The 25551-nt window shown below is 68.1% G+C and carries 23 protein-coding genes and 1 pseudogene; 12 read left to right on the plus strand and 12 right to left on the minus strand.

Annotated elements, in window-relative coordinates; genetic code table 11:
* Positions 1-182: 182 nt before the first annotated feature.
* The 3 genes from ACIRG5_RS30500 to ACIRG5_RS30510 form a co-directional block, all read right to left on the minus strand.
* Positions 183-1154, minus strand: coding sequence for a tetratricopeptide repeat protein (locus ACIRG5_RS30500; protein WP_402910889.1), 972 nt, complete (start codon positions 1152-1154; stop codon positions 183-185).
* Complete coding sequence (locus ACIRG5_RS30505; RefSeq protein ID WP_402910891.1) at positions 1151-1975, minus strand: hypothetical protein; 825 nt, start codon at positions 1973-1975, stop codon at positions 1151-1153. The genes ACIRG5_RS30500 and ACIRG5_RS30505 overlap by 4 nt, the downstream gene beginning before the upstream one ends.
* A 105-nt stretch (positions 1976-2080) precedes the next feature.
* The gene (locus tag ACIRG5_RS30510) at positions 2081-2386 is read right to left on the minus strand and encodes an MTH1187 family thiamine-binding protein (RefSeq protein ID WP_319977749.1); all 306 of its coding nucleotides are present in this window, start codon (positions 2384-2386) and stop codon (positions 2081-2083) included.
* A 51-nt stretch (positions 2387-2437) separates the two neighbouring features.
* On the opposite strand from ACIRG5_RS30510, the gene ACIRG5_RS30515 reads away from it, so the two are divergent.
* Positions 2438-2935 (plus strand): MarR family winged helix-turn-helix transcriptional regulator, encoded by a 498-nt coding sequence (locus ACIRG5_RS30515; protein WP_093592887.1) that lies wholly within the window; start codon positions 2438-2440, stop codon positions 2933-2935.
* Between the two features lie 32 nt (positions 2936-2967).
* Positions 2968-4011 carry a phosphotransferase gene (locus tag ACIRG5_RS30520; RefSeq protein WP_402910895.1) on the plus strand — a complete coding sequence of 348 codons (1044 nt, stop codon included), beginning with the start codon at positions 2968-2970 and terminating at the stop codon, positions 4009-4011.
* Here the strand turns inward: ACIRG5_RS30520 and ACIRG5_RS30525 are convergent.
* Positions 3983-4306: a DUF3817 domain-containing protein gene (locus tag ACIRG5_RS30525; protein WP_319977752.1), complete on the minus strand. Its 324-nt coding sequence runs from the start codon at positions 4304-4306 to the stop codon at positions 3983-3985. The genes ACIRG5_RS30520 and ACIRG5_RS30525 overlap by 29 nt on opposite strands.
* 50 nt (positions 4307-4356) lie before the next feature.
* Entirely contained in the window at positions 4357-5400 is a 1044-nt protein-coding gene (locus ACIRG5_RS30530) for an ABC transporter permease (protein ID WP_402910898.1), read from the minus strand.
* Between the two features lie 149 nt (positions 5401-5549).
* On the opposite strand from ACIRG5_RS30530, the gene ACIRG5_RS30535 reads away from it, so the two are divergent.
* Complete coding sequence (locus ACIRG5_RS30535; RefSeq protein ID WP_402910901.1) at positions 5550-6803, plus strand: RNA-guided endonuclease InsQ/TnpB family protein; 1254 nt, start codon at positions 5550-5552, stop codon at positions 6801-6803.
* Here the strand turns inward: ACIRG5_RS30535 and ACIRG5_RS30540 are convergent.
* The 6 genes and pseudogenes from ACIRG5_RS30540 to ACIRG5_RS30565 all read right to left on the minus strand — a co-directional run bounded on the left by ACIRG5_RS30540 (position 6772) and on the right by ACIRG5_RS30565 (position 14330).
* On the minus strand, positions 6772-7683 hold the full coding sequence (locus ACIRG5_RS30540) for an ABC transporter ATP-binding protein (RefSeq protein ID WP_402910904.1): 912 nt from the start codon (positions 7681-7683) through the stop codon (positions 6772-6774). The two genes, ACIRG5_RS30535 and ACIRG5_RS30540, sit on opposite strands and share 32 nt — an antisense overlap.
* 78 nt (positions 7684-7761) lie before the next feature.
* Positions 7762-8556 carry a hypothetical protein gene (locus tag ACIRG5_RS30545; RefSeq protein WP_402910907.1) on the minus strand — a complete coding sequence of 265 codons (795 nt, stop codon included), beginning with the start codon at positions 8554-8556 and terminating at the stop codon, positions 7762-7764.
* A 95-nt stretch (positions 8557-8651) separates the two neighbouring features.
* A complete protein-coding gene (locus ACIRG5_RS30550; protein ID WP_402911715.1) occupies positions 8652-9128 on the minus strand; it encodes a response regulator transcription factor in 477 nt (158 codons plus the stop codon).
* A 1251-nt stretch (positions 9129-10379) separates the two neighbouring features.
* A pseudogene (locus ACIRG5_RS30555) lies at positions 10380-10898 on the minus strand (AAA family ATPase); the annotation flags it as partial.
* 28 nt (positions 10899-10926) lie between these two features.
* Positions 10927-13134 (minus strand): GH92 family glycosyl hydrolase, encoded by a 2208-nt coding sequence (locus tag ACIRG5_RS30560; protein WP_402910909.1) that lies wholly within the window; start codon positions 13132-13134, stop codon positions 10927-10929.
* 239 nt (positions 13135-13373) lie between these two features.
* Entirely contained in the window at positions 13374-14330 is a 957-nt protein-coding gene (locus ACIRG5_RS30565) for a hypothetical protein (protein ID WP_402910911.1), read from the minus strand.
* 340 nt (positions 14331-14670) lie between these two features.
* Between ACIRG5_RS30565 and ACIRG5_RS30570 the strand changes: the two genes are divergently transcribed.
* From ACIRG5_RS30570 to ACIRG5_RS30595, 6 genes are all read left to right on the plus strand, one after another.
* Positions 14671-15387, plus strand: a complete 717-nt coding sequence (locus ACIRG5_RS30570) for a BTAD domain-containing putative transcriptional regulator (RefSeq protein WP_402910913.1) — start codon at positions 14671-14673, stop codon at positions 15385-15387.
* Between the two features lie 135 nt (positions 15388-15522).
* Entirely contained in the window at positions 15523-16506 is a 984-nt protein-coding gene (locus ACIRG5_RS30575; RefSeq protein WP_402910916.1) for a LacI family DNA-binding transcriptional regulator, read from the plus strand.
* A 29-nt stretch (positions 16507-16535) separates the two neighbouring features.
* A complete protein-coding gene (locus ACIRG5_RS30580) occupies positions 16536-17519 on the plus strand; it encodes a class I mannose-6-phosphate isomerase (protein WP_402910919.1) in 984 nt (327 codons plus the stop codon).
* 19 nt (positions 17520-17538) lie between these two features.
* The gene (locus tag ACIRG5_RS30585; protein WP_402910921.1) at positions 17539-18306 is read left to right on the plus strand and encodes an ATP-binding cassette domain-containing protein; all 768 of its coding nucleotides are present in this window, start codon (positions 17539-17541) and stop codon (positions 18304-18306) included.
* Complete coding sequence (locus ACIRG5_RS30590; protein WP_402910922.1) at positions 18303-19340, plus strand: ABC transporter permease; 1038 nt, start codon at positions 18303-18305, stop codon at positions 19338-19340. Before ACIRG5_RS30585 ends, ACIRG5_RS30590 begins: the two co-directional genes overlap by 4 nt.
* 16 nt (positions 19341-19356) lie before the next feature.
* Positions 19357-20331 carry an ABC transporter substrate-binding protein gene (locus ACIRG5_RS30595; protein WP_402910924.1) on the plus strand — a complete coding sequence of 325 codons (975 nt, stop codon included), beginning with the start codon at positions 19357-19359 and terminating at the stop codon, positions 20329-20331.
* Between the two features lie 52 nt (positions 20332-20383).
* Here the strand turns inward: ACIRG5_RS30595 and ACIRG5_RS30600 are convergent, their stop codons facing one another.
* Entirely contained in the window at positions 20384-20794 is a 411-nt protein-coding gene (locus tag ACIRG5_RS30600; RefSeq protein WP_402910927.1) for a hypothetical protein, read from the minus strand.
* A 164-nt stretch (positions 20795-20958) separates the two neighbouring features.
* On the opposite strand from ACIRG5_RS30600, the gene ACIRG5_RS30605 reads away from it, so the two are divergent.
* From ACIRG5_RS30605 to ACIRG5_RS30615, 3 genes are read left to right on the plus strand one after another with little or no spacing between them, the layout of a single operon-like run.
* Entirely contained in the window at positions 20959-22488 is a 1530-nt protein-coding gene (locus ACIRG5_RS30605) for an alpha/beta hydrolase (protein ID WP_402910930.1), read from the plus strand.
* A gap of 13 nt (positions 22489-22501) precedes the next feature.
* A complete protein-coding gene (locus tag ACIRG5_RS30610) occupies positions 22502-24019 on the plus strand; it encodes an alpha/beta hydrolase (protein ID WP_402910932.1) in 1518 nt (505 codons plus the stop codon).
* Positions 24020-24031: 12 nt separating this feature from the next.
* Entirely contained in the window at positions 24032-25549 is a 1518-nt protein-coding gene (locus ACIRG5_RS30615) for an alpha/beta hydrolase (RefSeq protein ID WP_402910934.1), read from the plus strand.
* The last annotated feature ends 2 nt before the right edge of the window (positions 25550-25551 follow it).

Below are 25551 nucleotides of genomic sequence, written 5' to 3' on the forward strand. Positions count from 1 at the left end.
GAACCCGCCAGCACCCGACACCCCGGACCCGCCACCATCCGGTTCTACCCACTTCAACCCCACACCAAGATCAACTTAAGCTACGTGGCATTGGGGTCTGGGGGCAGAGCCCCCAGGGGAAGCACCCAACGCAAGGTCGCCGCCCGCAAGGTGACCACTCACAAAGCCGCGAAACAGAAGAATCAGTACAACGCGGAAGCCAAACTCCGCCGAGCCGCAGCAACCCGAGGATCATCGGCAGGGAACAACTCGAACAGCCCGACCAAATGCGACCGAACCCGATCCCGATCGTCCCCGTAAACCCGCCGAACAGTCGCAACAAGCCGAGAAAACGCCTCGTCGACCATCTGCCCGGCAACCTCGGCATCAGCAGCGGCCAACTGAGCGTCGACATCCTCGGGCGCGGAATCAGCCTTGCCGATCACCGCAGGATCAACAGCCTCAGCCCGCTCAGCGAACCGAGCCTGAGCAAGCCCTTCCTTGGCCAGCTCATGCCCAGGTTCAACTGCGAGAATCTCCGAGTAATACCCCTGAGCGGCAACGTAGTCCCCACGCTCAAAGGCCTCCTCGGCAGCAACAATCCGAGGATCCTCGACAACGTCCTCTTCAGCCGCGACAGGAGCCCCGGCCCGGGCTTCCCCAGCCCGAATCCCAGGCAGCCGCTCCCGCAAAGCATCCAGCAACCGAGCGATCCACTGCGACAACTCACCGTCGTCAATGGGCCCGGCAAAGGCATCAATGGGCTGGCCGGCGGCAACGGCCACGGTCGTGGGCACCGACTGCACCCCGAACGCCTGCCCGATCCGGGGCGAGGCCTCCAGATCAACGCGGGCAAGAATCCAAGCCCCACCGGACGCGGACGCGAACCGGGTCAAGGACGCGGCCAGCTGCTGCGATTCGGGACTGTAGGAAGCCCCGAGCAGCACCACGACGGGCACCTGCAGGGACTGTTCGACCACGGCCTGGAACGAGGCCTCGGTGACGTCCACGATCCACGGCACAGAGCCGTTGTCGGGCGCGGAAGCGGCGGCAGCGGCCGGCGTGGCGGCGGCAGTGCGGGCAGCGTCGGCGCGGGCCTTCAGGGCGCCCAGATCGACGGCGCCCGAAAGCGCGGCGGACAGTGCGGCGGTCTTGCGAGGATCAGGCCTTGTCACGTGTTCCATCCTGGCACGGCTAGTTCCCGGACCGGGTCCAGGGCCATCGGGTTGACGCGCATCGCCTCGTTGGCTGAGGCGATGCGTAGAGCCAGCGGTGTCATCAGGTCGATGAACCGCGTCCTACCAACTGCACCCAGTGCTTCCCACGGACCAAGAGCGGCCATGTCCGTGGCGCGTTCCACCGCTGGAAGGTCACCGGGCAATCCCTCCACTGCTTCCCATTCTTCGACAGTCCAACCACGCGCGGTGCGCATGTATGCCGGATCGAGGGAATGCTCACGCGCATAGAGCGCAAGCGCTTGGCACGGCCCTACGCCCTGAGCCACCAGCGCGGCCACATGACCGTCGCCGCGGGCCTCGCGCAGGATCGTGCAGGCGTGCCACAGCTCCAGATGAGGCTCGGCAGGCCACGGCAACGCACGGTTCGCCGCCGCCAACGGACGCCCCGCGAGAGGCGCCGCCATGGCCGCGGCACGAGCCAAAGCAGCAGCCTCGGCGATTTCGGGCGTGTCCACCGAGCCGAGCAGACGACGCAACGCACCGTCCGCACCCGCCAGCCGAACACGCAGGTACTCGGACGGCGAGGCGACCGCCCACGCGTCCGGCAGCGCACGGGAGACCATGCGCGGCGCGAAGTTGTAGAAGACCGCCGTCACCAGCTCCGGCGACGCGGCGCCCAGCGGTGCGGCGCGCATGCCGAAGTAGCCCATCCATCCGCCCTTGCAGCCCAGCGCGTCGGTCGCGGCGCGGGATTCGGGCGTGAAGTACGTGACGTCGTGGTAGGGCTCGAACCTCAACCACAGTTGTCTCGCGTCCACGCCCGACACGCTAACCCAGCGAACGTCGCCGCACGGGTCCCCTCACCGTGCCGGCGTAGAGCGTTCGGCCATCCGAGGGGACGTGCCGCAACCGGATCACCCGGATCACGGCGTGTCGGAGAGGTGCTCCTCGATCCGTTCGACCTTGGCCTTGAGCTGACCGGTGTAGCCGGGCCGGATGTCCGCCTTGAGCACGAGGGACACGCGCGAGGAACTGGCCTGCACGGCTTCCGTCGCGCGCTTGACCACGTCCATCACCTCGTCCCATTCCCCCTCGATCAAGGTGAACATCGCGTTCGTCTCGTTGGGCAGGCCGGACTCCCGCACGACCCGGATCGCCTCGGCGACGGCCTTCGCGACGCCTCCTGTCTCGTCCGAACCGGACGGAGCGACGCTGAACGCGACAAGCACACGTGCCTCCTCGTGATCCACAGGTGGTACTGACTGGTAGCTTCGTTGCCCATGACACCGCTGCCGTTCGATCCGATCGCCCGCGCGGCCGAGCTGTGGGACGACCGGGTGGGTTCCTCCACATCGATGGCCGCCGTCACGAGCGTCATGCGTGTCCAGCAAATCATCCAGTCCGCCGTGGACGCAGCTCTCAAGCCGCACGGGCTCACGTTCGCGCGCTACGAGGCGTTGGTGCTGCTCTACTTCTCCCGCAAGGGCGCGCTGCCGATGCGGGTCATGGGCGAGCGCCTGCAGCTGCACCCGACGAGCGTCACGAACATCGTCGACCGCCTGGAGAGCGACGGCCTCGTCCGCCGCACGCCGCACCCGACCGACCGCCGCACCACGCTGGTCGAGATCACCGACGCGGGCCTGCAGCGCCGGGAGAGCGCGACGGCCGCCGTCGTCGACGTCAACCTGGGCCTCAAGGGCCTGACCGACCGGCAGACAGAGCAGCTCACGGACCTGCTCGCCAAGGTCCGCCGGGCGAGCGGCGACTTCGAGGACTGAAATCCGGTTGATCGTCCCGCGATGATGGTCGCGTGACGGAACGGTCGATCATCGCCCTGGTCAGCGGGCCCAGTGGGTTCGCGGGCCGGACGGACGCGCTCCCGGTGCCCACCCGTGACTGGAACCACGTCGAACCGGTCAACGAGGTGCTCGCAGCCCACCTGGGCGTCCGGACGAGCGTGCTCAGACTGATCTCCGTCGAGGGCGGTACCGCGTCGCAGGACGGCCTGGTCACCTACCACGTCGAGGCGCACGGCGAGCCCGACCGCACGAAGCTCCACTCAGCTCAGGAGCCCGAGGCGGACGCGGAGTTCCGGGCGCCGTACGCGCGGCTGGGCGGCCCTGCAGAGCTGATCAAGTGGGCCGACCAGCACGTCGAACGCACCGGCCCGTCCGTTCAGGTCCGCACGTGGAACCTCTCGACCGTGCACCGGCTGCCCACCGCGAACGGCCCGGTGTGGCTGAAGGCCATCCCGGCGTTCTTCGCCGACGAGGGCGCGGTGATCGAGATGGTCGGCGCGCACGACCCGACGCTGGTGCCGGCGCTGATCGCCTCGGCGCCGCAACGGATCCTGCTCGGCGACGCACCGGGCGACAAGTGCTGGCCCGTCACGGCCGAGCACATCGAGTTGATCGTGCCGCGCTGGGTGGCCGTGCAGAACGCGCTGGCCGGCGAGGCGCGGCTGCGGCCGACGACCGTGCCCATGCCGTCGTTCGGGCTGCCGGACACGCTGACGCACGGCGACTTCCACCCCGGCAACTGGCGCCGAAGCGGCGAGGTCATCGACTGGTCCGACGCGGTGTGGGGCCACCCGGCGCTCGACGCGTGCCGGGTCATGGAGTACGCCGGACCGGAACTGCACGACCGCATCCGGAAGGTGTGGAGCGAGGCGTGGCTCGAGCACCGCCCGGACAGCCGCCCGCTCGAAGCGCTCGACGTCGCCCGCCGCGCGTCACACCTGCACAACGCGGTGAAGTACCAGGAGTTCCTGGACAACATCGAGGAGTCCGAGCGGATCTACCACGACGGCGACCCCGAGACGGAACTCAGAGCTGTTCGGCGGCTGGTTCGCTGAGGCGGCCGGTCTTCGAGGCCCAGCGCTCGAAGATCACCGTGCCGAACGGCGGGATGCTCGCGAGCAGCGCGAGGACAGTCGTGCGCGCGTCCCACTTCAGCGGCGCGACGGCCATCAGCGTCACCAGCACGTAGCCGACGAAGACCAGGCCGTGGATCGGGCCGAAGACCTTGACGCCGATCTCGTTCTGCACGACGACGTACTTGAAGAACATCCCGAGCAGCAGGCCCGCCCAGGAGATGGCCTCGGCCAGGGCGAGGATGCGGAACCGTCCGACCACGCTGGAGAACGTCATGGTTCCCCATCATGAACCGTGACCGGCGGCACACGGCAACCACCCCTGTCCTATTCCTCCCATTTGAAGACGCGGGAGGCCACGAACCCGACCACCAGCGAGAAGCCGACCAGGATGGCCGCCGGCATCGCCAAGGCCTCGATCCCCTTGCCCCGCACCAGCACGTCGAGCATGCCGTCGTTCATGTGCCGCAACGGGAAGATCTTCGACACGGTCTGCAGCCACGCGGGCGCCTGGTCGACGGGGAAGAACGTGCCGGACAGGAACGCCATCGGCAGCACCACGATGTTCGCCGCCGCCGACGCGGCCTCCTCGGTCTTGGCGAACGCGCCGACCAGCATGCCGAGCGCGAAGAACGCGATGGTTCCCAGCAGCAGCAACGGAATCGCGAGCCACCACTGCCCGGACAACCGCAGCCCGAACACCGGCAGCGACGCGATGCCGATGAACGTCGCGCCCTGCACCAGCGCGACGCCGGCGCTGACCAGGATTCGCGACGACAGCACGGAACCCGTCGAGACGGGTGCCAGCCGGATGCGCCGCAGCACCTGCTTCCGGCGCCACGACACGAGAGTCAGCGCCGAGCCGAAGACCGCCGACACCGCGACACCCCACGACAGGATGCCCGGCGTCAGGAACTGGATCGGCTTCAGCGAGGCGTCCTCGACCTTCTCCGCGGCGAACGTGAAGGTCGGTGGCTGACCGGTCGCGGCGAGGTTCGCCTTGTCCACGAACCCGTTGACGATCCCGAGCACGGTCGCGGACTTGACCTGGTCGCTCTGCGCGAACCGCACGTCGAGCTGCTGCCCGCGGATGATCAGCGCGGCGGGCAGGTCGCCGTCCTTCACCTTCTGCACGGCGGAACTTTCGTCGTTGTACGGCTCCAGTTCCAGCGCACCGCTGTCGCGCAGGGCGGACACGATCGGGCCGTCACCGACCAGCGCGATCTTCGTCTTGTCCGTGCCGACGTCGCGCAGGATCAGGCCGAAGATGATGAGGAACATCAACGGGAACAGGAAGGTGAAGAACAACGTCACCTTGTCCCGCAGGAATCCCTTGAGCATCGCCACCGAGAGCGTCTTGAACGCGGTCATCTGAAGTCCTCCGAAACGACCCGTCCTTCAAGGTGGGAAGGAAGTGGACCCCTGCCAAGCAAGGCAGGAGGAGCCGCATCGCAGCCGGGGCGACAGGGCGTCCACCACCCACCCCATCGGGTCCACAACGAGTTGGTAGCTTGTGAACTGTGAACGGGCAGGTGAAGCGGGCGTTCCGATACCGCTTCTATCCGAGCGAGGCGCAGGCGGTGGAGCTGTCGCGCACATTCGGGTGTGTCCGCCAGGTCTACAACCTGGCGTTGCAGGCCCGTACGGAAGCGTGGGCGCAGAGCGGGGAACGGATTGGATACGAGGCCACATCGGCGTTGCTGACCATGTGGAAGCGCACCGAGGAACTGGCGTTCCTGGGTGAGGTGTCGTCGGTGCCGCTGCAGCAGTCCTTGCGGCATCTGCAGACCGGGTTCACGAACTTCTTCGCCAAGCGGGCGAGGTATCCGCGATTCAAGTCGCGCAAGAAGTCTCGCGCGTCGGCGGAGTACACGCGCTCGGCGTTCCGGTGGCGCGACGGGGCGCTGACGCTGGCGAAGATGGTCGAGCCGCTGGACATCCGCTGGTCGCGACCGCTGCCCGACGGTGCGATGCCCTCGACGGTGACCGTGTCGCGGGACGCATCCGGGCGCTGGTTCGTCTCCCTGTTGTGCGAGGACCCCGGAGTGATCCCGTTGCCCGCCGCCGATTCCATGGTGGGCATCGATGCCGGGCTCGATCACCTGCTGATCCTGTCGACAGGGGAGAAGATCGGCAATCCTCGGCACGAAGATCGCGACCGAACAACGCTGGCAAAGGCTCAGCGCGCGCTGTGCCGCAAGCAGAAGGGCAGCAACAACCGGACCAAGGCCCGCATCAAGGTCGCCCGTGTCCATGCCAGGATCGCCGACCGGCGCACGGATTACCTGCACAAGATCACCACTCGGCTCGTGCGTGAAACCCAAACGCTCGTGATCGAAGATCTGGCCGTGTCGAACATGATCCGCAACCACAGCCTCGCCCGCACGATCAGTGACGCGGGCTGGCGACAGTTCCGGCAGTTGCTGGAGTACAAAGCGAGTTGGTACGGACGGGACGTGATCGTTGTCGATCGCTGGTTCCCGTCGTCCAGGCTGTGCTCGGTCTGCGGCGCGCTTACGGCGGTGATGCCGTTGCATGTGCGCACATGGACGTGTGTCTGCGGCGCGACCCATGATCGGGACGTGAACGCGGCATGCAACATTCTGGCCGCCGGGCTGGCGGCGTCGGTCTGTGGAGCCGGTGTAAGACCTCAACGGAACACTCCGGGCGGGCAGTCAGCGACGAAGCAGAAATCCCTGCGGTGCGAGCCGCAGGAATCCCCTCTTTCACAGGGGAAGCAAGTCAAGCGCGGTACTCCCGACCGGTCAGGTTGAGGAAAACGTCTTCGAGGGTGGCCGTGCGGACCTGCAGGCCGTCGAGCGCACCCCGTTCGGCCAGCGTGGACAGCACGGGAGCCGGGCGGCGCGTGGAGAGCGTCAGCGACACCTCGTCCTCCTGCGCCTCGTCGACACCTTCGAGCGCGGAAGCGTCCACAACGGACAGAACACCCTTCTGCAGCGTCACGTGGGTCGGCGCGTCGAGGCCGCGCACCAGCACCGCCGGCCGGTCGAGCGCGAGGATCCTGCCGGTGTCCATGATGGCCACGCGGTCGCAGAGGATCTCGGCCTCGTCCAGGTAGTGCGTGGTGTAGACGATGGTCTTGCCGCGTTCCTTGATGGCGCGCAGCACGTCCCAGAGGTTGCGGCGGGCCTGCGGGTCGAGCGCCGCGGTCGGTTCGTCGAGGAACACGATGTCCGGGTCGTGCACCAGCGCGCACGCGATCGACAGCCGTTGGCGCTGACCGCCGGAGAGCTTGTTCTCCTGCTCGTTCGCCTTGTCCGCGAGGCCGACCAGCTCCAGCATGTCCGCGGCCGTGCCGTGACTCACGCCGTAGAGCGAGCCGAACGTCTGCAGCTGCTCCCTGGCCGTCAGCTTGTCGAAGAACGACGTCGCCTGCAGCTGAACACCGATGCGCGGCAACAACTTCACGTTGCGCGGCCACGGGCTCTCGCCGAGCAGTCGCACCTCACCGCTGTCGGGCTTGCGCAGCCCCTCGACGATCTCCAGCGTGGTGGTCTTCCCGGCGCCGTTGGGCCCCAGGATGCCGAAGAACTCGCCCTCGGCCACGGTGAACGAGACCCCGTCCACCGCCTTCAAGTCGCCGTAGCTCTTCCGGACGTCCCGCACCACGACCGCCGGCCGTTCCTCCGTCATGGGCGAGACGGTAGGTCAGCACCTGGTGGTTCGCGGGGCGGAAAGACGAAAGTCGGAGCGAAGTCGAGACGAAGTGGGTCAGCCGCCCGCGACCAGCAGCGGACAGGCGGTGTACACGTCGTTGAGCCTGCGGAGAGCGGCCGCGAACTGGTCGAAGCGCGCCCGCGGGACGGCCGCACGGACCTCGCCGATCACCTGCCACAGGTAGCGGTGTTCCGCGGTCTCCACGACGGGCAGCGCCGGGTCGCCGGGGACGTCGCAGGCGAACGCGAGCGCCACCGCCGCGGCGCGCAGGCACGCGGTCGCGAGCGTCACGCAGTCCTCGACGAGGGTGCGGTCGTCCTGGGCGCGCAGGACGCCGCTGACGGCGAACCGGGCGGCCTGCATCAGCGCGAGGTAGAGGCGCTGGCCGGCCTGGGTGCGTTCGAACGGCAGGTCCTCGGCGCCGCAGCCGGGTGTCACGACGGTCATGCCGACCTGCGGGCGGCGCAGCACGTGGTCGAAGAGCGCGGTCGGGGCCCAGAGCAGGGTGCGCCAGGAGTCCTCGGTGATCGAGGTGCCCATCCTGGCCGCGTTCTCCAGCACGTCGAGGTAGGCGATCAGGACGCCGGAGAGGAAGATCCCGCCGCGGTCGCCGCCGACCCGGACGACGCCGAAGCGCTCGTCGAGGGCGTCGTCCTGGACCCAGTAGCCGGGCGTCCACTCGATGACGCCGCTGCTCGCCAGCACCACGCGCGCGAGGCGCTGGTGCACGGGCGACGCCGAGAGCACCGTGTCGTCCAGCCCCATCTGGACGAGCGTGGACGCGGCGTGCTGCAACGACTCGCGCTGCTGGGGCACGAGGTCGGGGTGCAGCAGGCGGAACGGTTCCACGTCACCCCTCCCCTTCCGTCGTTGTACTCACAATGAACGGCGGGGGGCGGGAAGTCATCCGGATGAACCGCAGCGTTACGTCTCAGTTGGACGCGTCAGTGCGACTGGGCCCAGGCCGTGAGCTGCGCGCGAGACGAAAGATTCAACACGGATTTCACGTTGTGCACGTGGGATTCCACGGTGCGGTGCGAGATGCCGAGCTTGGCCGCGACCTGCGCGTTCGTCAGGCCGTGCGCCACCAGTTCGACGACCATCCGCTGCCGGTCGCTGAGCACCGGGTCCTGCACGATCTCCTTGTCCAGCGCGGTTTCCAGGGCGTGTCGCACGTCCATCGCCCGACCGGCGCCGAGCGCCCGTCGAAAAGCCGGTGGAGACAAGGATTCCCGCGCGAGGTCCATCGCGGCGTCCCTCTTCCGCCGCCACCACGTTTCGGACGGAACGACCCATGTCGCGCGCATCTGCTGACAGGCGGCCAGAAGCCGCACGCCGAGCTCGTGACGTCCGGACAGCATCGCGACCAGGCCGCGGCCCTCGACCGACTCCAGGACGGCCCGCGGTGTGGTCGCCGTCATTCGCGCGCTCTCGGCGAACCGGGCGCCGGCCGCCACCAAATCCCCTCTTTCCAACGCGATGCATCCCGACGTGTGCACCGCGGCGGCCACGACGTCCTGCCGTGCATGGACTCTGAGGACCGGCAACGCGCCCTCGATCAGCGCCGCGGCGGCGTCCACGTCACCCTGGACGAGCAGTCGCCAGCCGAGGTTCTGGCTGGACACAGCGACACTCACGTCGTTGCCGTTGCGCACGCCGTGCTGGATCGATCGGCGCAACGCCCATGCGGTGTTCGCCACGTCGCCCATGCCGTCGTAAGCGCTCGCTAACGTCCGGAACAGGCGGCACATGATCAGGTCCTGCCCGCCGGCCTCCGCGGTCTCTACCGCCTCGACGGCGTGCTTCACGGCCTCGTCGTGCCGCTGGTCGTGGCCCGCCAGCAGTGACGCGTACTCCAGCGCGAGGATCCGGTAGCGGGCGTCGGCGGGCGACTGGTCCAGCACCTGCATCAGCACCGCGCCGGCCTCGGCGAAGTAGCCGCGGTCGAAGCACACCCTGAGCAGCATGGTGGCGAGCATCAGCCGCCGGTCGTCGCGCGATGCCACCAGATGGGCGAACGCGTACGCCACGTTGTCGTACTCCTGGTGCTGCGCCTTCACCTGCTCCGGCGTGAGGATCGACGACGAGACGGCGGGTTCGCCCTTCTCGCACAGCCACTCGACGATCCGTTCGGCCGTCACCTCGTGCTCGCCTTGCTCCTCGAGCCGTTCCTGGGCGTAGAGGCGGACCGATTCGAGCATCCGGAACCGGCCGTCGTTCTCCCGCACCACCAACGACTTCGCCTGCAACGCCGTGAGCAGGCCGATCACCGCGCCGCCGTGCACGACCTGGGCGATCTCCAGCCCGAACCCGCCCGGCAGCAGCGCGAGCCGCCGGAACAGCTCCTCCTCGGGCGCGGTCAGCAGGTCGTGGCTCCACGCGATGGCTGCCCGCAGGCTCTGGTGCCGCAACTGCTCGCCGACGTCGCTGAGCAGGTCGAGCCGGTGGTCTAGGCGGTCCGCGAGCTCGGACAGCGGCACCGATCCGGAGAGTTTCGCGGCCAGTTCGACGGCCAGCGGCAGGCCGTCCAGGCGGGTGCAGATCGCCGCGATCGCGTCGCGGTCGCCGCTGGTTCCGGCGCGTTCGGTGAACAACTTCGCCGCGTCGGCTTGCATGCCGTGCAGCGGATAGACGACCTCGCCGATGGATCTCAGCGCTTCCCGGCTGGTCGCGAGAACCTGCACGTGCGGGCACCGCGACAGGAGCGCGTCCACGACGGCACAACATTCTTCGACGAGATGCTCACAGTTGTCGACGAACAGCAAGATTCGGCGATTGGCCAGTTCCTGAAGCAACGTGGTCCGGAGCGCGACACCCGCGTGCTGGTACACCCCAACGGCTTCCGCTACCGCCTGCACCACCTGCTCCGGCCGGCTCAGCCTGCCCAGTTCGACGGTGCGGATCTCGGTGCGTCTGGCACGTCCGGCGAGCTCGGCCGCGAGCCGCGTCTTGCCGACCCCGGCGGGCCCGACCAGCGTGAGCATCCTGTGCCTGCGCAGCAAGGAAAGCAGCTCCGCGAGCTCGCTCTCCCTGCCGACGAACGCGTCGTCGTAGCGGGGCAGCTCCGCGACCACAGTGGACGTTCCGGCGGACCGCTGACGATAGGCGCGCTGACGGCACGCGTTCGAGCAATATCGCGCCCGCGACGGCAGGGGCGCGAAGCCCGTGCCGCAGCTCGCGCAGATGCCCATCGCACGAGACTACGACCGTTTCGGCATCTCAATTGGAAAGTGTGCGGAGGTCTACCTCCAACGTGGTCCCCGAACGCAGTTCCGCGAGCTCGATCCGATCCTTCGTCTTCGAGAGCCAGCCGCTGCGGATTCGCTGCACCACCTGCGTCTTCGTGATGTCGGCCGCCTCCGCCTTGATCACGATGTCCTTGCCGTTCTCCAGATGGACGACGGCCTTCGTGAACTTGGGGGCGTGGGGCACGAACTCGCCGGTTCCCGGCACGGCCGGATACATGCCGAGCGCACTGAACACGTACCAGGCCGACATCGTGCCGAGGTCGTCGTTGCCCGTGACACCCGCCGGTCCGTTGACGAACAACGTCTGCGCGGCCCGCACCACCACCGACGTCTTCTCCGGCTTGCCGATGAGCGCGTACATCCACGGCGCGTGCAGGTCGGGCTCGTTGTTCGGGTTGTACCTGAACTGGTTGTAGTAGTCGTACGGCCCCACGACCCACTTCTCGCGGACGGTCTTCGCCGGGTCCTTCAAGAGGTCGGGGTACGCGAAGAAGTCGTCCAGTCGTGCCTCGGCCGCCGCCTTGCCGCCGAGCGCCGTGATCAGCCCGGTGATGTCGTGCTGGCAGAGCCACTGGTACTGCCACGCCGTGCCCTCGTGGAACCCTTCCGGGCCCTGCGGCGTGAACGGGCTGAGCCACGCGCCGCCCTGCAGCTTCGGCCGCGGGAAGCCGGTGAAGCCCCGGTCCGTGACGCTGTTGTCCCAGAGGGCGCGGTGGTTGAGGCCGCGCTTGCGGAGTCGTTCCGCGTCTTCCGCATGGCCCAGTTCCGCGGCCATGATCGCGAGCGTGGCGTCGGCCAGCGCGTACTCCAGGGTCGCCGACGCGCCGTGGTGCGGATCGGTGTCCTGGCCCTTCTTCGGGAAGCGCTTGTCGTACTGGACGAATCCGTTCGCGAGGTAGTTCGGGTTGCCGGACCTGCCCTGGAAACGGGAGCTCTGCGGCGGGACGCCGTCGGCGTTCTGCAGAAGTGCCTGGTACGCCTGCTCTTCGAAGCCCTTGAGATGGCCGAAGCGCCAGAGGTCGACCAGGAACGGCGTGACCGGATCGCCGGTCATGCAGTTCGTCTCCTGGTTCGCGTACGCCCAGCGCGGGAGCCAGCCGCCCTGGTCGTGAATCGCCAGGACGCTCCGCGCGATGTCCTGCGAGCGTTTCGTGCGGAGCAGTGCCAGGAGTTGGTTGTGCGCGCGGTAGGTGTCCCACAGCGAGTAGTACTCGTAGTAGGTCCAGCCGTCGGCCTGGTGGACCTGGTTGTCGAAGCCCCGGTACCTGCCGTCCGCGTCGCTGCCGGTCAGCGGCTGGAGCAGCACGTGGTAGAGCGCGGTGTAGAAGACCGCGCGCTCGTCCCAGTCGTCCGTCTCGATCTCGATGCACCCGAGCTCCGCGCGCCAGGCTTCCTGCGCCTCGTTGCGGAGGTCGTCGAACGTCTTGCCGCCGGTCTCGGTCTCGAGGTTGTTCGCCGCACCTTGCTCGTCCACTTGGGACAGTGCGGTCATGGCCGTGACGGGGCCGGGGCCGAACGTCACCCAGGCACCCCTGAGTCCGGCGCCACCGGCGGAATCCCGTTGGCCCGCCTTGGATCCTGTCGGACCCCAGGTGCCGAACTGCGTGAACGGGCGGTCGAACCTGGTGGTGAAGTGCGTGAGGTACGGACGGCCACCGCAGAACGCCTGCGTCTCCACGGTTCCGACGATCGTCCGGTCGCCGACGATCCTGACGGAACTGGCGCTGACCGGTTCCTTGTCGTTGGCCTGGCCCACGTTGACGAGCAACGTGCCCTGGACGCCGGCGGGGAACGTGTACCGCTCGACGCCCGCGCGCGTGGTCGCCGTGCACTCGACGGTGATGTCCCGGTCCAGCTTGACCTTGTAGTAGCCGGGTTTGCCGATCTCGCCGTCGTGCGTGTAGCCGCTGGCGTACCGCTTGTGGTCGAAGTTCTGCGGCAGTTGCGTGACCGGGAGGATCGGGACCAGGCCGCCCTGCTCCCAGCAGCCCGCGCCGGACAGGAAGAAGTGCCCGAAGCCGCGGATCTGCTGGTCGTCGTAGCGGTAGCCGGCGTAGTGGGAGCCGACCGGGCTGGAATGCGCCTTGCCGAACGGCATGGACGCGCCGGGGAACGTGTTGCCCTCGTCCTTTGTGCCGATGAAGGTGTTGACCGACTCAATGGGATCCAGTGCGTCCACGGGTTTCACCCTAGTTGGGATCTTGGGGTGGTGTGGGGTCGCGCTGTGGTCCGGTCGGGTGGTTGCCGGGAGGGACCGGGCCGGGGTGCGACCGCCGCCGCATGCGCACCCCGGCCCGGGGGCCTACTCGCCGGACCCGCGTGGGCTGAGAACGCTGTCCGTCACCAGATCATCGCTGAGCGCACACGGTCCAGGTCAAGCCCTTGACGATCACTTGTCCGGTTTCGGACAACAGCGGATCAACCGGCCGACGTCGCGGTCAGCGTCCGATAGCCGACGCCGAGGGACTCGAACGACTCGAGAGCGAATCCGGTGAGCTGGTCGACCGCGCTCGGATCCAGCAGTTGCAAGCTCGTCTCGTGGTAGCGGGTCCCGGTGAGGCCGGCCCGCTCGCTGTACACGATCTTGACGTTGCTTTTGCTCGCCCCCTGCGTCACGTCGACCCTGATGTCCTTGTAGACGCCGGTCAGCATCGAGGCGATCTTCGTCGCGAGGTCGTGGGTGATGACGGCCGCGGTCAGGCCGGCGACGATCGTGAGGATCGTCTTGGCGTCCGCGGCGAGCGCGCCCTGCTTCGGAGTCGACCAGTCCTCGCCCTTGTACAGCCGGACCGCGGAGTCGGTCCTGGTCAGGTCGATCTCGACGACGTTGGACCTGGCCTCGCTGAACATGGTCGACGTGGCGATGTCCTGTTCGAACCACACCTGCACGGCCTCCACCGGCGTGAGGACGTCGTTGCCCTTGACCATCGGGTTCTCGGCGACGTAGATCGGGGTGATCACCCGCTTCTCGACCCCGTCCTTGCCCTTGACGATCGAGAGCGCGGACAGTCCGGGGTGGACCGAGCCGAACCCGTTTTCCAGCGTGATGCCCGTGGCCGGACCGCCGGTGGTGGCCTCGCCCAGCTTGCCGTGCGCGTCGAGCGGAACCGTCTGGCCCAGTTCGACGTCCACCAGCCCGGTGTGGACGTCCACGCTGACGTTGTTCTCGAACTCGTTCCTGACGAAGAGCTGGTACTGCGGCTCCCATGAGAACGTGTTCGATTCCATGTAGTCCTCGTCCGGACGCGACTGCCACACGACGTTGTAGGTCTTGTTGACCTTCTTCGCGATGCAGAGCCGGTACTTGCCGTCCTTCAGCGTGTCGAGGTCGTCCGGGGCGATCCGGATCTCCACGCTCTTCTGCCCGTCCGTCATGGTCCTGCTCCTGTGCTCGGTGTGGTCGGTACCGGGCAGACGCTCCGGGACGACCGTCTCCGTCAGGTCTTCGCGGCGCCCCGGCCTCCGTCACCGGGCTGTCGGCGTCACTCGATGGGCTGGACTGGGCCAAGCGGGTTCCATTGCGCCATTGGCGTTACGGCCGGCGGACGATCGGCGACGCGCTGTCGCCGCGCGCTCCCGACCGGGTGGCAGTCAAGTGCGCGCACGACTGAGGAGCCTTCGCCGGAGGGCCGCGGGGTGGACGCCGACGCAGGCTGGTGAGAGATGCCCTGGAGACGCGGCCGGGCGATGCTCGGAACGGCTGACGGAGGGGACCATGATGAGACAAGCCGATGGCGCGCACCTGGTGTTGCTGGGACGGTTCGAACTGCTCGCCGGACGCGGGGACGTCGTGCTGCCCAAGGGGGCGCAGCGGTTGCTGGCCTTCCTCGCGATCCACCACGGCGACGCGGTGAACCGGCAGGCCGTCGCCGAGCAACTGTGGCCCGAGTGCCGCCGGCAACGCGCGACCGCCAACGTGCGGCAGGCGCTGTGGCACCTGCGCCGCGCCACGGAACGGCCGGTCGTCGAACCCTCGGTGGACCGGCTGCGACTCTCTCCGGCTCTGACGATCGACTTCTGCCGGGCCGTGGAGGCTGCCCACCACGTCGTCACCACCACGACCTCGACCGGCGCCGGCGAACTGGTCGGTGCCCTGTCGCGGGACCTGCTGCCCTACTGGACCGACGACTGGCTGGCCCCCGAACGCCGCCGGTGGGAGCAGGTCCGGCTGCACGCGCTGGAGGCGATCGCCCAGCACCTCATCTCGGCCGGTGCGCACCTCGCGGCGCTGGAGGCCGCCTTCACCGCGATCTCCATCGACCCGGTCCGCGAGACCGCGCACCGGACGGTGATCGCGGCACATCTCGCCCAGGGCAACTGCGGGTCGGCCCTGCGGCACTACCAGCACTACCGCGCACTTCTGCACCGCGAACTGGGCGTCACGCCGTCGTCGCACATGACCCGGCTCGTCGCGTCGCAGGCAGCTTTGTGAGCCATAGGCGTCTGCGGCCTTGACCGGTCAGGAACTGTTGACAAGGCCGTAAAGCCAAGGTGAGATACGCCCACTATGACAACGTTGTCCCCCAGCGGGCCCGTAGCCGGTCAGCGCAAGGTACGTCGTGCGACGATGAACGACGTCGCGCGGCTCGCGGGCGTGAGCATCAAGACCGTCTCACGCGTGGTCAACGACGAGCCGGGCGTGCACCCGTCCACCGCGGAGCGCGTGCTGGCGGCCATCGACCAGCTCGGGTTCCGGCGGAACCTGAGTGCCCGCAACCTGCGCCGAGGCTCGTCCACCGGCACGATCGGGCTGGTGCTGGAAGACGTCGGCAACCCGTTCTACTCCGGCGTGACGCGCGCTGTCGAGGAGATCGCCCGTTTGCGCGGCAGACAGGTGATCTCGGGGTCTTCGGACGAGGATCCGAGCCGCGAGCGCGAGCTGGCGCTGGAGTTCTGCAGCAGGCGCGTGGACGGGCTGCTGATCGTGCCCGCCGGCCTGCAGCACAGCTACCTGGTCCCGGAGATGCGGGCGGGCACGCCCGTGGTGTTCCTGGACCGGCCCGCGGGCGACGTAGTGGCCGACACCGTGCTGGTGGACAACATCGGCGGCACCGTCGAGGCGGTCACGCACCTGGCCGCGCACGGGCACCGCCGCATCGCGTTCCTCGGGGACGCGCCGGACATCTTCACCGCCAACGAGCGCCTGCGCGGCTACCGCGAGGGCTGCGTGCGGGCCGGCATCGGCTACCACGAGGAACTCGTGGCGATGGGGCCGCACGACGAAAGCAGCGTCAGGACCACGTTGCAGCGCCTGCACAGCATGCGGGAGCCCGCGACGGCGATCGTGGCCGGCAACAACCGCATCACCGTGTACATCCTGCGCGCGCTCGCGGGCGTCGCGGAAAGGCCCGCTCTGGTGGGCTTCGACGACTTCGAACTCGCCGACCTGTTGTCGCCGCCGGTGACCGTGATCGCGCACGACGCGAGCGCGCTCGGCAAGGCGGCCACCGATTTGTTGTTCGCCCGACTGGACGGCGACAACTCACCACCGCGCCGCGTCGTGCTGCCGGTGCGCTTGGTGCCACGAGGATCCGGGGAGGTCCACGCGTGAGTTCTGGTGTTCTCCACCAGCCTGTCAACTTGCCCGCCAACCAGCCGAAGCAGTTCTACCGCGGCGGTGAGGCGATCGCCGCGTTGCGCGGCGGGACCAGTGGCGACTTCGGTCCCGAGGACTGGGTGGCGTCGACGACCACGCTCTACGGACGCGACGACGCAGGGCTGACAACGTTGCCAAACGGCGTGCTCCTGCGCGACGCGGTGAAAGCGGATCCGACCGGATGGCTCGGCGCGGACCACGCGGCCAAGTTCGGCGGCGACACGGCGTTGCTGGTGAAGCTGCTCGACGCGGGCCAGCGCCTGCCGGTGCACTGCCACCCGTCGAACGCCTTCGCGTCCTCGCACCTGAACTGCCGCCACGGCAAGACGGAAGCGTGGATCGTCGTGGGCACGACGGGGCCGACCCCGACCGTCTACATCGGATTCCGCGACGACGTGCCCGCCGCCACCGTCGCGGACTGGGTCGCCACGCAGAACACCTCGGCGATGCTCGACGCGCTGAACCCGATCTGCGTCCGGCCCGGTGACACGGTCTTCGTGCCCGCCGGTGTGCCGCACGCGATCGGCGAGGGCGTCTTCATCGTCGAACTGCAGCAGCCCACGGACTTCTCGGTGACGCTGGAGTGGCAGGGCTTCCTCGCCAACGCCGACATCGGCCACCTCGGCCTCGGCTACGACGTCGCGCTGGAGTGCGTGGACCGGCAGGGCTGGAGCGGTCAGCTCGACAAGCTCGTGCGTCAGACGTCCGAGAAGTGGGCGCCGTCGGTCGATCTGCTCGGCCACGACGCGGACCCGTTCTTCCAGGCCGACCGCCTGCACGTGGAGGGCTCCTTCGCACTGGAGCCGTCGTTCGCCGTACTGGTCGTGCTGGAGGGTTCCGGCCAGCTCGGTGAGCTGGAGGTGCACAAGGGCAGCACCCTCGTCGTGCCGCACGCGGCCGGCGAGCTCGGTCTGACCGGTGACCTGGTGGCGATCCGCTGCCGTCCGCCCGTTCTGTCCGCTGTGTAGTCACTGAAGGATGTGAACCGTGAGCCAGCCGTTGCTGGAGGCTCGTGATCTCACGAAGAACTACGGCACCGTGGAAGCTCTCCGCGGTGCCGCGTTCACCGCTTATCCCGGTGAGGTCGTGTCGCTGATCGGCGACAACGGCGCGGGCAAGTCCACCCTGGTGAAGTGCCTTTCCGGGGTGGAGCAGCCGACCAGCGGCACGCTGCTCTTCGACGGCGAGCCGCTCGTTCTCAGCTCCCCCAACGACGCCCGCGACCGGGGCATCGAGACGGTGTTCCAAGACCTCGCGGTCGCGCCGGACCTCGACCCGGCCGCGAACATGTTCCTGGGCAGGGAGATCCTCAGGCCCGGCGTCCTCGGTCTGCTGGGCGTGCTGGACAAGAAGGCGATGCGCAGGCAGGCCGCCGAGCACTTCAGCCGGTTCGGCGCGACGCTGCAGAGCATCGACGTGCCGATCGCGGCGCTGTCCGGTGGCCAGCGCCAGTCCGTCGCGGTCGCGCGGTCGGTGGCGTGGGCGTCGAAGCTCGTGTTCATGGACGAGCCGACGGCCGCACTCGGTGTGGTGCAACGGGAACGCGTGCTGGAAGTGATCAAGCGCGTCCGCGACGAGGGCATCGCCGTGGTGCTGATCTCGCACAACATGCCCGAGGTGCTGTCGGTCTCCGACCGCGTCGAGGTGCTGCGCCTCGGCCGGCGCGTGGCCCGTTTCAAAGCCTCGGACACCAGCGTGGAAGAGCTCGTCGGCGCGATGACCGGTGCGCTCACTCAGGAGGATGCGGCGCAATGACGACCGACGAGAAGACAACGTTGTCAACTCAGCCGGACGAGCAGCGCACCCCGTTGCTCAAGCGTCTGACCGGCGCGAACACGCTGTGGATCGGCCTGGTGCTGCTGGTCCTGGTCGCCACGTTCGGCGCGATCCGCCCGGACGCGATCTTCCAGGTGACCACGCTGCAGTTCCTGCTCGCGGAGACCGCCGTGCTGCTGGTGCTGTCGGTCGGCATGACGTTCGTGATCATCACGTCCGGCATCGACCTGTCCGTGGGCTCGGTGCTGGTGTTCGCGTCGGTTTCCTCGGCCATGGCGATGAACTCGGTGTCCGGAGGCGACGCGACGAACGCGGGCTGGGACGTGATCGCGTTCGGCTTGCTGGTCGCCGTGGTCAGCGGCTCGGTCTGGGGTCTGCTCAACGGTCTGTTGATCTCGCGGGCGAAGATCCCGCCGCTGATCGTGACCCTGGGCTCGTTCGGTGCGGCGCAGGGCGCGGCTTTGTTGCTGAACAACGGTTCCAACGTGTCCGGCATCCCGGACGAGCTGAACACCACCTTCGGTTCCGGCACGTGGTTCGGCATCCCGAACATCGTGATCGTGGCCGCGATCGTCACCGCTCTCGGCGCGTTGCTGTTGTCCACCACGCGTTTCGGCCGCTACACGTACGCGGTCGGCTCGAACGAGGAGGCGGCCAGGCGCGTCGGCATCTCGGTGCGCGGCCACCTGACGAAGGTGTACCTGCTCGCGGGCACCCTGGCGGGACTCGCGGGGTTCATGGGCAACGCGTTCTTCCGCGTCGCGGTCGTCACCGGGCACGAGACGGACAACCTGAACGCGATCGCCGCCGTCGTCCTGGGTGGGACGAGCATCTTCGGCGGCATGGGTTCGGTGCTGGGCACGGTCTTCGGCGTGTTCATCCCGGCGGTGCTGGAGAAGGGCCTCGTGATCATCGGGGTCAAGGAGTTCTGGCAGCCGATCGCCGTGGCGATCGTGCTGGTGGCCGCCGTGTGGCTGGACCAGACACGGCGGCGGGCGCGCAACCAACGTTAGGAAAGGTGCTGGACCGATGAAGATCCGCTCCGCAGTGGCTGTCTCAGCCGCTTTCCTGCTCGCCGCGTGTGGCGGGGGTGGGCAGATTGGTGACTCGAACTCGGGCAACTCCGCCGTGAACAAGAAACTGGTGCTGATCCCCGGCATCTCGGCGGAACCGTTCTACATCTCGATGCAGTGCGGATTCGAGGAGGCGGCCAAGGCCGCGGGCTACGAGTTCGACACGCAGGCCCCCGCCAAGTTCGACGCGGCCCAGCAGACCCCGATCGTCACGGGCGTCCTCGCGTCGAAGCCCGCCGCGGTCCTGATCGCGCCGACCGACGACAAGGCCATGGCCGGTCCGATGAAGCAGCTCAAGGACGCGGGCATCAAGGTCGTCGAGGTCGACACGAAGCTCCAGGACGCCTCGATCGGCGTCTCCTCCATCTCGTCGGACAACGAGCAGGGCGGCAAGCTCGCCGCCGAGACGCTGAACAAGCTCGCGGCCGGCAAGTCCGGCTCGGTGCTGGTCCTCAACACCAAGGCGGGCACGTCGACGACGGACGCGCGCGCCAAGGGCTTCGAGGACGCCATCAAGGCCTACCCGAACCTCAAGTACATCGGCCAGCAGTACACCGACAACGAGCCCGCCACCGCGGCCTCGAAGGTGACCGCGACGCTGGCGGCGAACCCGGACCTGATCGGCGTGTTCGCGACCAACCTCAACAGCGGTGAGGGCGCCGCGACCGGCCTGCGCAACGCGGGCAAGACCGGCGCGGTGAACCTGGTCGGCTTCGACGCCTCGCCGAAGCAGGTGGAGGACCTGAAGGCGGGCACCGTGCAGGCCCTGATCGCCCAGGACCCCGCCGCGATCGGCAAGCAGGGCGTCGAGCAGGCCCTGGCCGCGATCGACGGCAAGGAGAACAAGCGCAACATCGAGACGGCCCTCGTCGCCATCACGAAGGACGACGTATCGGCCAACTCGAAGTACTTCTACAAGGAGAAGTGCTGATCTTCAGCGTCTTGGAGGGCCGTTCCCACCGCGGGAGCGGCCCTTCGCGCTGTCAGGGGCGCCCGCGATCGATCCTCGCGCGCACCGCGATCCACTGTTGCTCCACCGTCACCACGTCCGCGGCGTCAGCCGGCGCGAAGATGTCCACCTCGTCGGCACGGGAAGGCTGCACGCCTTCCCTGTGGAGGTAGGCCATCCTGCCGTCCGTGAACTGGGTCAGCAGCCCGGATGGCCACACGTCCGGTCGCGCGCCCATGCAGCACAACAGGATCCCGTGCGTCTCCAGTTGCCTCCTCAGACCGGAGAAGCAGTCGCGCACGTCGTGACCGGTGGTCTCGATCGAGGCCAGGTGTCCCGGCTCCAGCACCTTGATCGAGAACGGGTGCGAAGCCACCTCCAGCACGAACTCCAGGCGCTCTTCCCCGGCCACGCCGGTCACGTTGACGATCTCGGACTTCCCCATGCCCCCGATCATGACATCAGGGCCTCCACCTACGGGACCATTACGCATGTCATGGCTGTTTGGCCGGGTGGGCTAAGACCCAAGTCGTACGAGTCCGTCATCCTTCAGCGGATGTTCGAAGTCCCGAAAACCGATGAGCTGTAGGCACATTGGAGGGGGCTCGAATGCGACGAAAGAAAATCGCGGCGGCACTTGCCGTCGTAACGGCTACATCCCTGCTCATCGCACCACAGGCACTGGCAGCACCAACCCAGCAGATCCAGTGGCAGCAGTGCTTCGCCTCGGGAACGCCGGGACTTCCGCCAGGCGGCGAACGACTGGAGTGCGGCAGCTTCACCGCGCCGATGGACTGGAACAACCCGCGCAACGGCAAGACGATCACCATCGCCGTCAGCCGGCTCACGCCGAAGAGCGGCACGGCGAAGTCCACGGTCTTCACCAACCCCGGCGGTCCCGGTGGCCCCGGCCGCACGGTCCCGCTGCTCTACCTCGACCGGCCCAAGCTGAGCGAGAACGCCGAGATCATCGGGATCGACGTGCGCGGCACCGGCGCGAGCAGCAACGTCACCTGCGGGAGCTTCACCACCGACGGACAGGTCGATCCGCGTGATCGCAGCAAGGCCAACCTCGACCTGATCTACGGCGCCATGGAGCTGCAGGCGAAGTTCTGCCAGGCCAAGTCCGGCGAGTTCGGCAGGTACGTCTCCACCGACCAGACGGTGAAGGACCTCGACCTGCTGCGCCAGGTGCTCGGCCAGAAGAAGGTCAGCTGGCTCGGCTACTCCGGCGGCACCTGGATGGGCGCCTACTACGCCACCTACTTCCCGAAGACCCTCGACCGGATCGTGCTCGACTCCAACGTCGACTTCACCCTGCCGTGGCAGCCGATCTTCGACGACTGGGGCATGGGCTTCGAACGCCGGTTCCGCGTCGACTTCCTCCCGTGGGTGGCGAAGTACGACGAGGTCTACCACCTGGGCAAGACCGGTGAGGAGGTTCGTCAGTCCTACGAACGCACCCGCGCCCAGCTGAACGCGCAGCCCGTCACCCGGCCGGAAGGTGTGTACAACGGCGTGACGCTCGACCTCCTGCTGCGAGGCACGCTCTACAACAAGGACAGCTTCGCCGACGGCGCGCGGACGTTCGCGGAACTGGCCGGTGCGGTGCCCGCGCAGATGAAGGCGCTGGCCAGTTACCCGGACGCCCAGCTGGGCACCGCCTACTCGATCCTCTGCAACGACACGCCGTTCCAGGGCGGCAGGAAGTACCTGGAGCGCGACGGTGCGCAGGACGGCGCCAAGTGGCCGCTCGTCGGCTACACCCAGATCGCCGGCCCGTGCGCGTTCTGGGACCGGCCGGACGTGAAGCTCAAGCAGCCGAACGGGATCGGCGTCGCCCCGACGCTGATGGTGCAGTCGGTGCGTGATCCGGCGACGCCGATCGAGCAGGCGCAACGGGCCCACCGGAACTTCAGGAACTCCGTGCTGCTCACCGTTGAGGACGAGGGTGACCACGGCATCTACGGCTTCGGCAATCCGTGCGTGAACGACGTCGTCGAGCGCTACCTCGTCGACGGCGTGACTCCCGCCGCGGACCTGAAGTGCCCCGGCGTTCCGCTGCCCGCTCCCGACGGGCAAGGCGGGCAGAACTCGCTCGCGAAGGTACGGCAGCTCGCCACCCAACTCGGCTGGTAGAAGGGGGAAACGCATGTACCGCAAGAAGATCGCGGCGGCACTCACTGTCGTCACGGCGACATCGCTGTTCGTCGCCCCACAGGCTCAGGCGGCGACCGGCCTGGCCGATCAGCAGATCAGCTGGCAGCAGTGCACCGACGAGCCAGGATTCGAACGGCTGCAGTGCGGCAGCTTCACCGCACCGATGGACTGGAACAACCCGCGCAACGGCAAGACCATCACAATCGCGGTCAGCCGCACAGTTCCGTTGAACGGCAAGGCGAAGACCGCGGTCTTCACCAACCCCGGCGGACCCGGCGGTGAGGGGCGCACGCTGCCGTTGGTCTATCTCGAGCGGCCGAAGCTCAGCGAGAACGCCGAGATCTACGGCATCGACGTGCGCGGCACGGGCGCCAGCAGCAACGTCACGTGCGGCGGGTACGACACGCTCGGTTCGACGGACCCGCGCGATCGCAGCAAGGCCAACCTCGACCTGATCTACGGCGGCATGGAGCTGCAGGCCAAGTTCTGCCAGACCAAGTCCGGCGAGCTCGGCCGGTACATCACTACCGAGCAGACCGTGAAGGACCTGGACCTGCTCCGCCAGGTGCTCGGCCGCAAGAAGGTCGACTGGATCGGCTACTCCGGCGGCAGCTGGATGGGCGCCTATTACGCCACGTACTTCCCGAAGACCCTCGACAAGATCGTGCTCGACTCGAACACCGAGTTCACCGGGACGTGGCAGTCGGTGTTCGGCGACTTCGGCATGGGCTTCGAGCGGCGATTTCGGGTCGACTTCGCGCCGTGGGTCGCCAAGTACGACGACATCTACCACCTCGGCAAGACCGGTGAAGAGGTGCGGCAGAGCTACGAACGGACGCGCGCGAAGCTCGCCCAGCAGCCCGTCACCCTGCCCGAGGGCACGTACAACGAGGTCACGCTGGACCTGGTGCTCGTCCAGGGCCAGTACAGCAAGTACGCGTTCGACAGCACCGCGCGCAAGTTCGCCGAACTGGCCGGCACGCTGCCGGCGCCGATGACGGCGCAGGCTTCCTACCCGGACGCGCAGAACGCCACGTTGCACTCGATCGTCTGCAACGACAACAAGTTCCGCGGCGACCGCGAGTTCCTGGAACGCGACGCGGCGCGCGACGGCGCCAAGTGGCCGTTGCTGGGGTACTACCAGATCATGGGCCCCTGCGCGTTCTGGGACCGGCCGAACGTCAATCTCAAGCAGCCCAACGGAATCGGCGTCACGCCGACGCTGATGGTGCAGTCCGAACGCGACGCGCCGACGCCGATCGAGGGCGCGCGCAGGGCGCACGCCGGGTTCGCCGGATCGCGGCTGCTGACCGTGAAGGACGAGGGTGACCACGGCATCTACGGGTTCGGCAACGACTGCGTCAACGACATCGTCGAGCGCTACCTCGTCGACCGCGTGACGCCGTCCGGCGACCTGTCCTGCCCCGGAGTGCCTCTGCCCGAACCTGGCACGCAGCAGGCCGGGACGCTGGAGCAGGCGCGGACCCTGGCAACCCGGCTCGGCTGGTAAGGGGGAGGGTCGATGAGAAAGCAGTTGGCGGCCGTAGCGGCCGTGACCATGGCGACGTCTTTGTCGGTCGCACCTCAGGCCTCGGCGAGCACGGAGTTCGCGAGCCAGGAGATCAAGTGGCAGCAGTGCACCGACGAACCAGGATTCGAACGGCTGCAGTGCGGCAGCTTCACCGCACCGATGGACTGGAACAACCCGCGCAACGGCAAGACCATCACGATCGCGGTCAGCCGCACGGTTCCGTTGAACGGCAAGGCGAAGAGCACCGTCTTCACCAACCCCGGCGGGCCCGGCGGCGCCGGGCGCACGCTGCCGTTGGTGTACCTGAACCGGCCGAAGCTCAGTGAGAACGCCGAGATCGTCGGCATCGACGTGCGCGGCACCGGTGGCAGCGACAACGTCACCTGCGGCTCGTACCAACACCGGCTCTCCACCGACTGGCGCGACCGGAGCAAGGCCAACCTCGACCTGATCTACGGCGGCATGGAGCTGCAGGCCAAGTTCTGCCAGACCAAGTCCGGCGAGCTCGGCCGGTACATCACCACCGAGCAGACCGTGCGCGACCTCGACCTGCTCCGCCAGGTGCTCGGCCGCAAGAAGGTCAGCTGGCTCGGCTACTCCGCGGGCACCTGGATGGGCGCCTACTACGCCACCTACTTCCCGAAGACCCTCGACAAGATCGTCCTCGACTCCAACACCGAGTTCACCGAGTCGTGGCAGAAGGTCTTCGACAACCTCCCGGCCGGGTCCGAACTCCGGTTCCGCGCCGACTTCCTGCCGTGGGTGGCGAAGTACGACAACGTGTTCCGCCTCGGCAAGACCGCCGAGGAGGTGCGCCAGAGCTACGAGACCACGCGTGCCCGGCTCGCCGAGCAGCCCGTCACGTTGCCGGACGGCACCGTCGTCACGCCGGTGGTGCTGGACGCCGTGATCTTCGCGGGCCTGTACAGCAAGGACTCCTTCGAGGGCACGGCCCAGCTGGTCGCGCTGCTCGCGGGCACGCAGCCCATGTCGTTGGCGGCTCCGAAGCAGTATCCGGACGCGCTGATGGGCACGCAGATGTCGATCCTGTGCAACGACACGCCGTTCCGCGGTGACCGGAAGTCGTTGGAGCGCGAGGGCAACAAGAGCGTCCGGCAGTACTCGCTCGTCGGCGGCTACCAGGTGACCGGACCGTGCGCGTGGTGGGACCGTCCGGACGTGCAGCTCAAGCGTCCCAACGGAAGGGGCGTCGACTCCGCTCTGATGGTGCAGTCGGTGCGTGACCCCGCGACGCCTCTGCAAGGCGCGCAACGGGCTCACGCCGGGTTCGCCAATTCGCGGATGCTGACCGTGAAGGACGAGGGTGACCACGGCATCTACGGGTTCGGCAACGACTGCGTCAGCGACGTGGTGGAGAGCTACCTCGTCGACGGTGTGGTGCCGGCGAAGGACCTGAGCTGTCCCGGCGTGCCGTTGCCGGCACCTGGTGAGAGCAAGGGCAATCCGCTGACCAAGGCACAGCAGCTGGCCGCGCAGGCCGGGTGGTGACC

Source organism: Lentzea sp. NPDC102401, assembly GCF_044765805.1.
In the GTDB taxonomy this organism is placed as follows: domain Bacteria; phylum Actinomycetota; class Actinomycetes; order Mycobacteriales; family Pseudonocardiaceae; genus Lentzea; species Lentzea sokolovensis.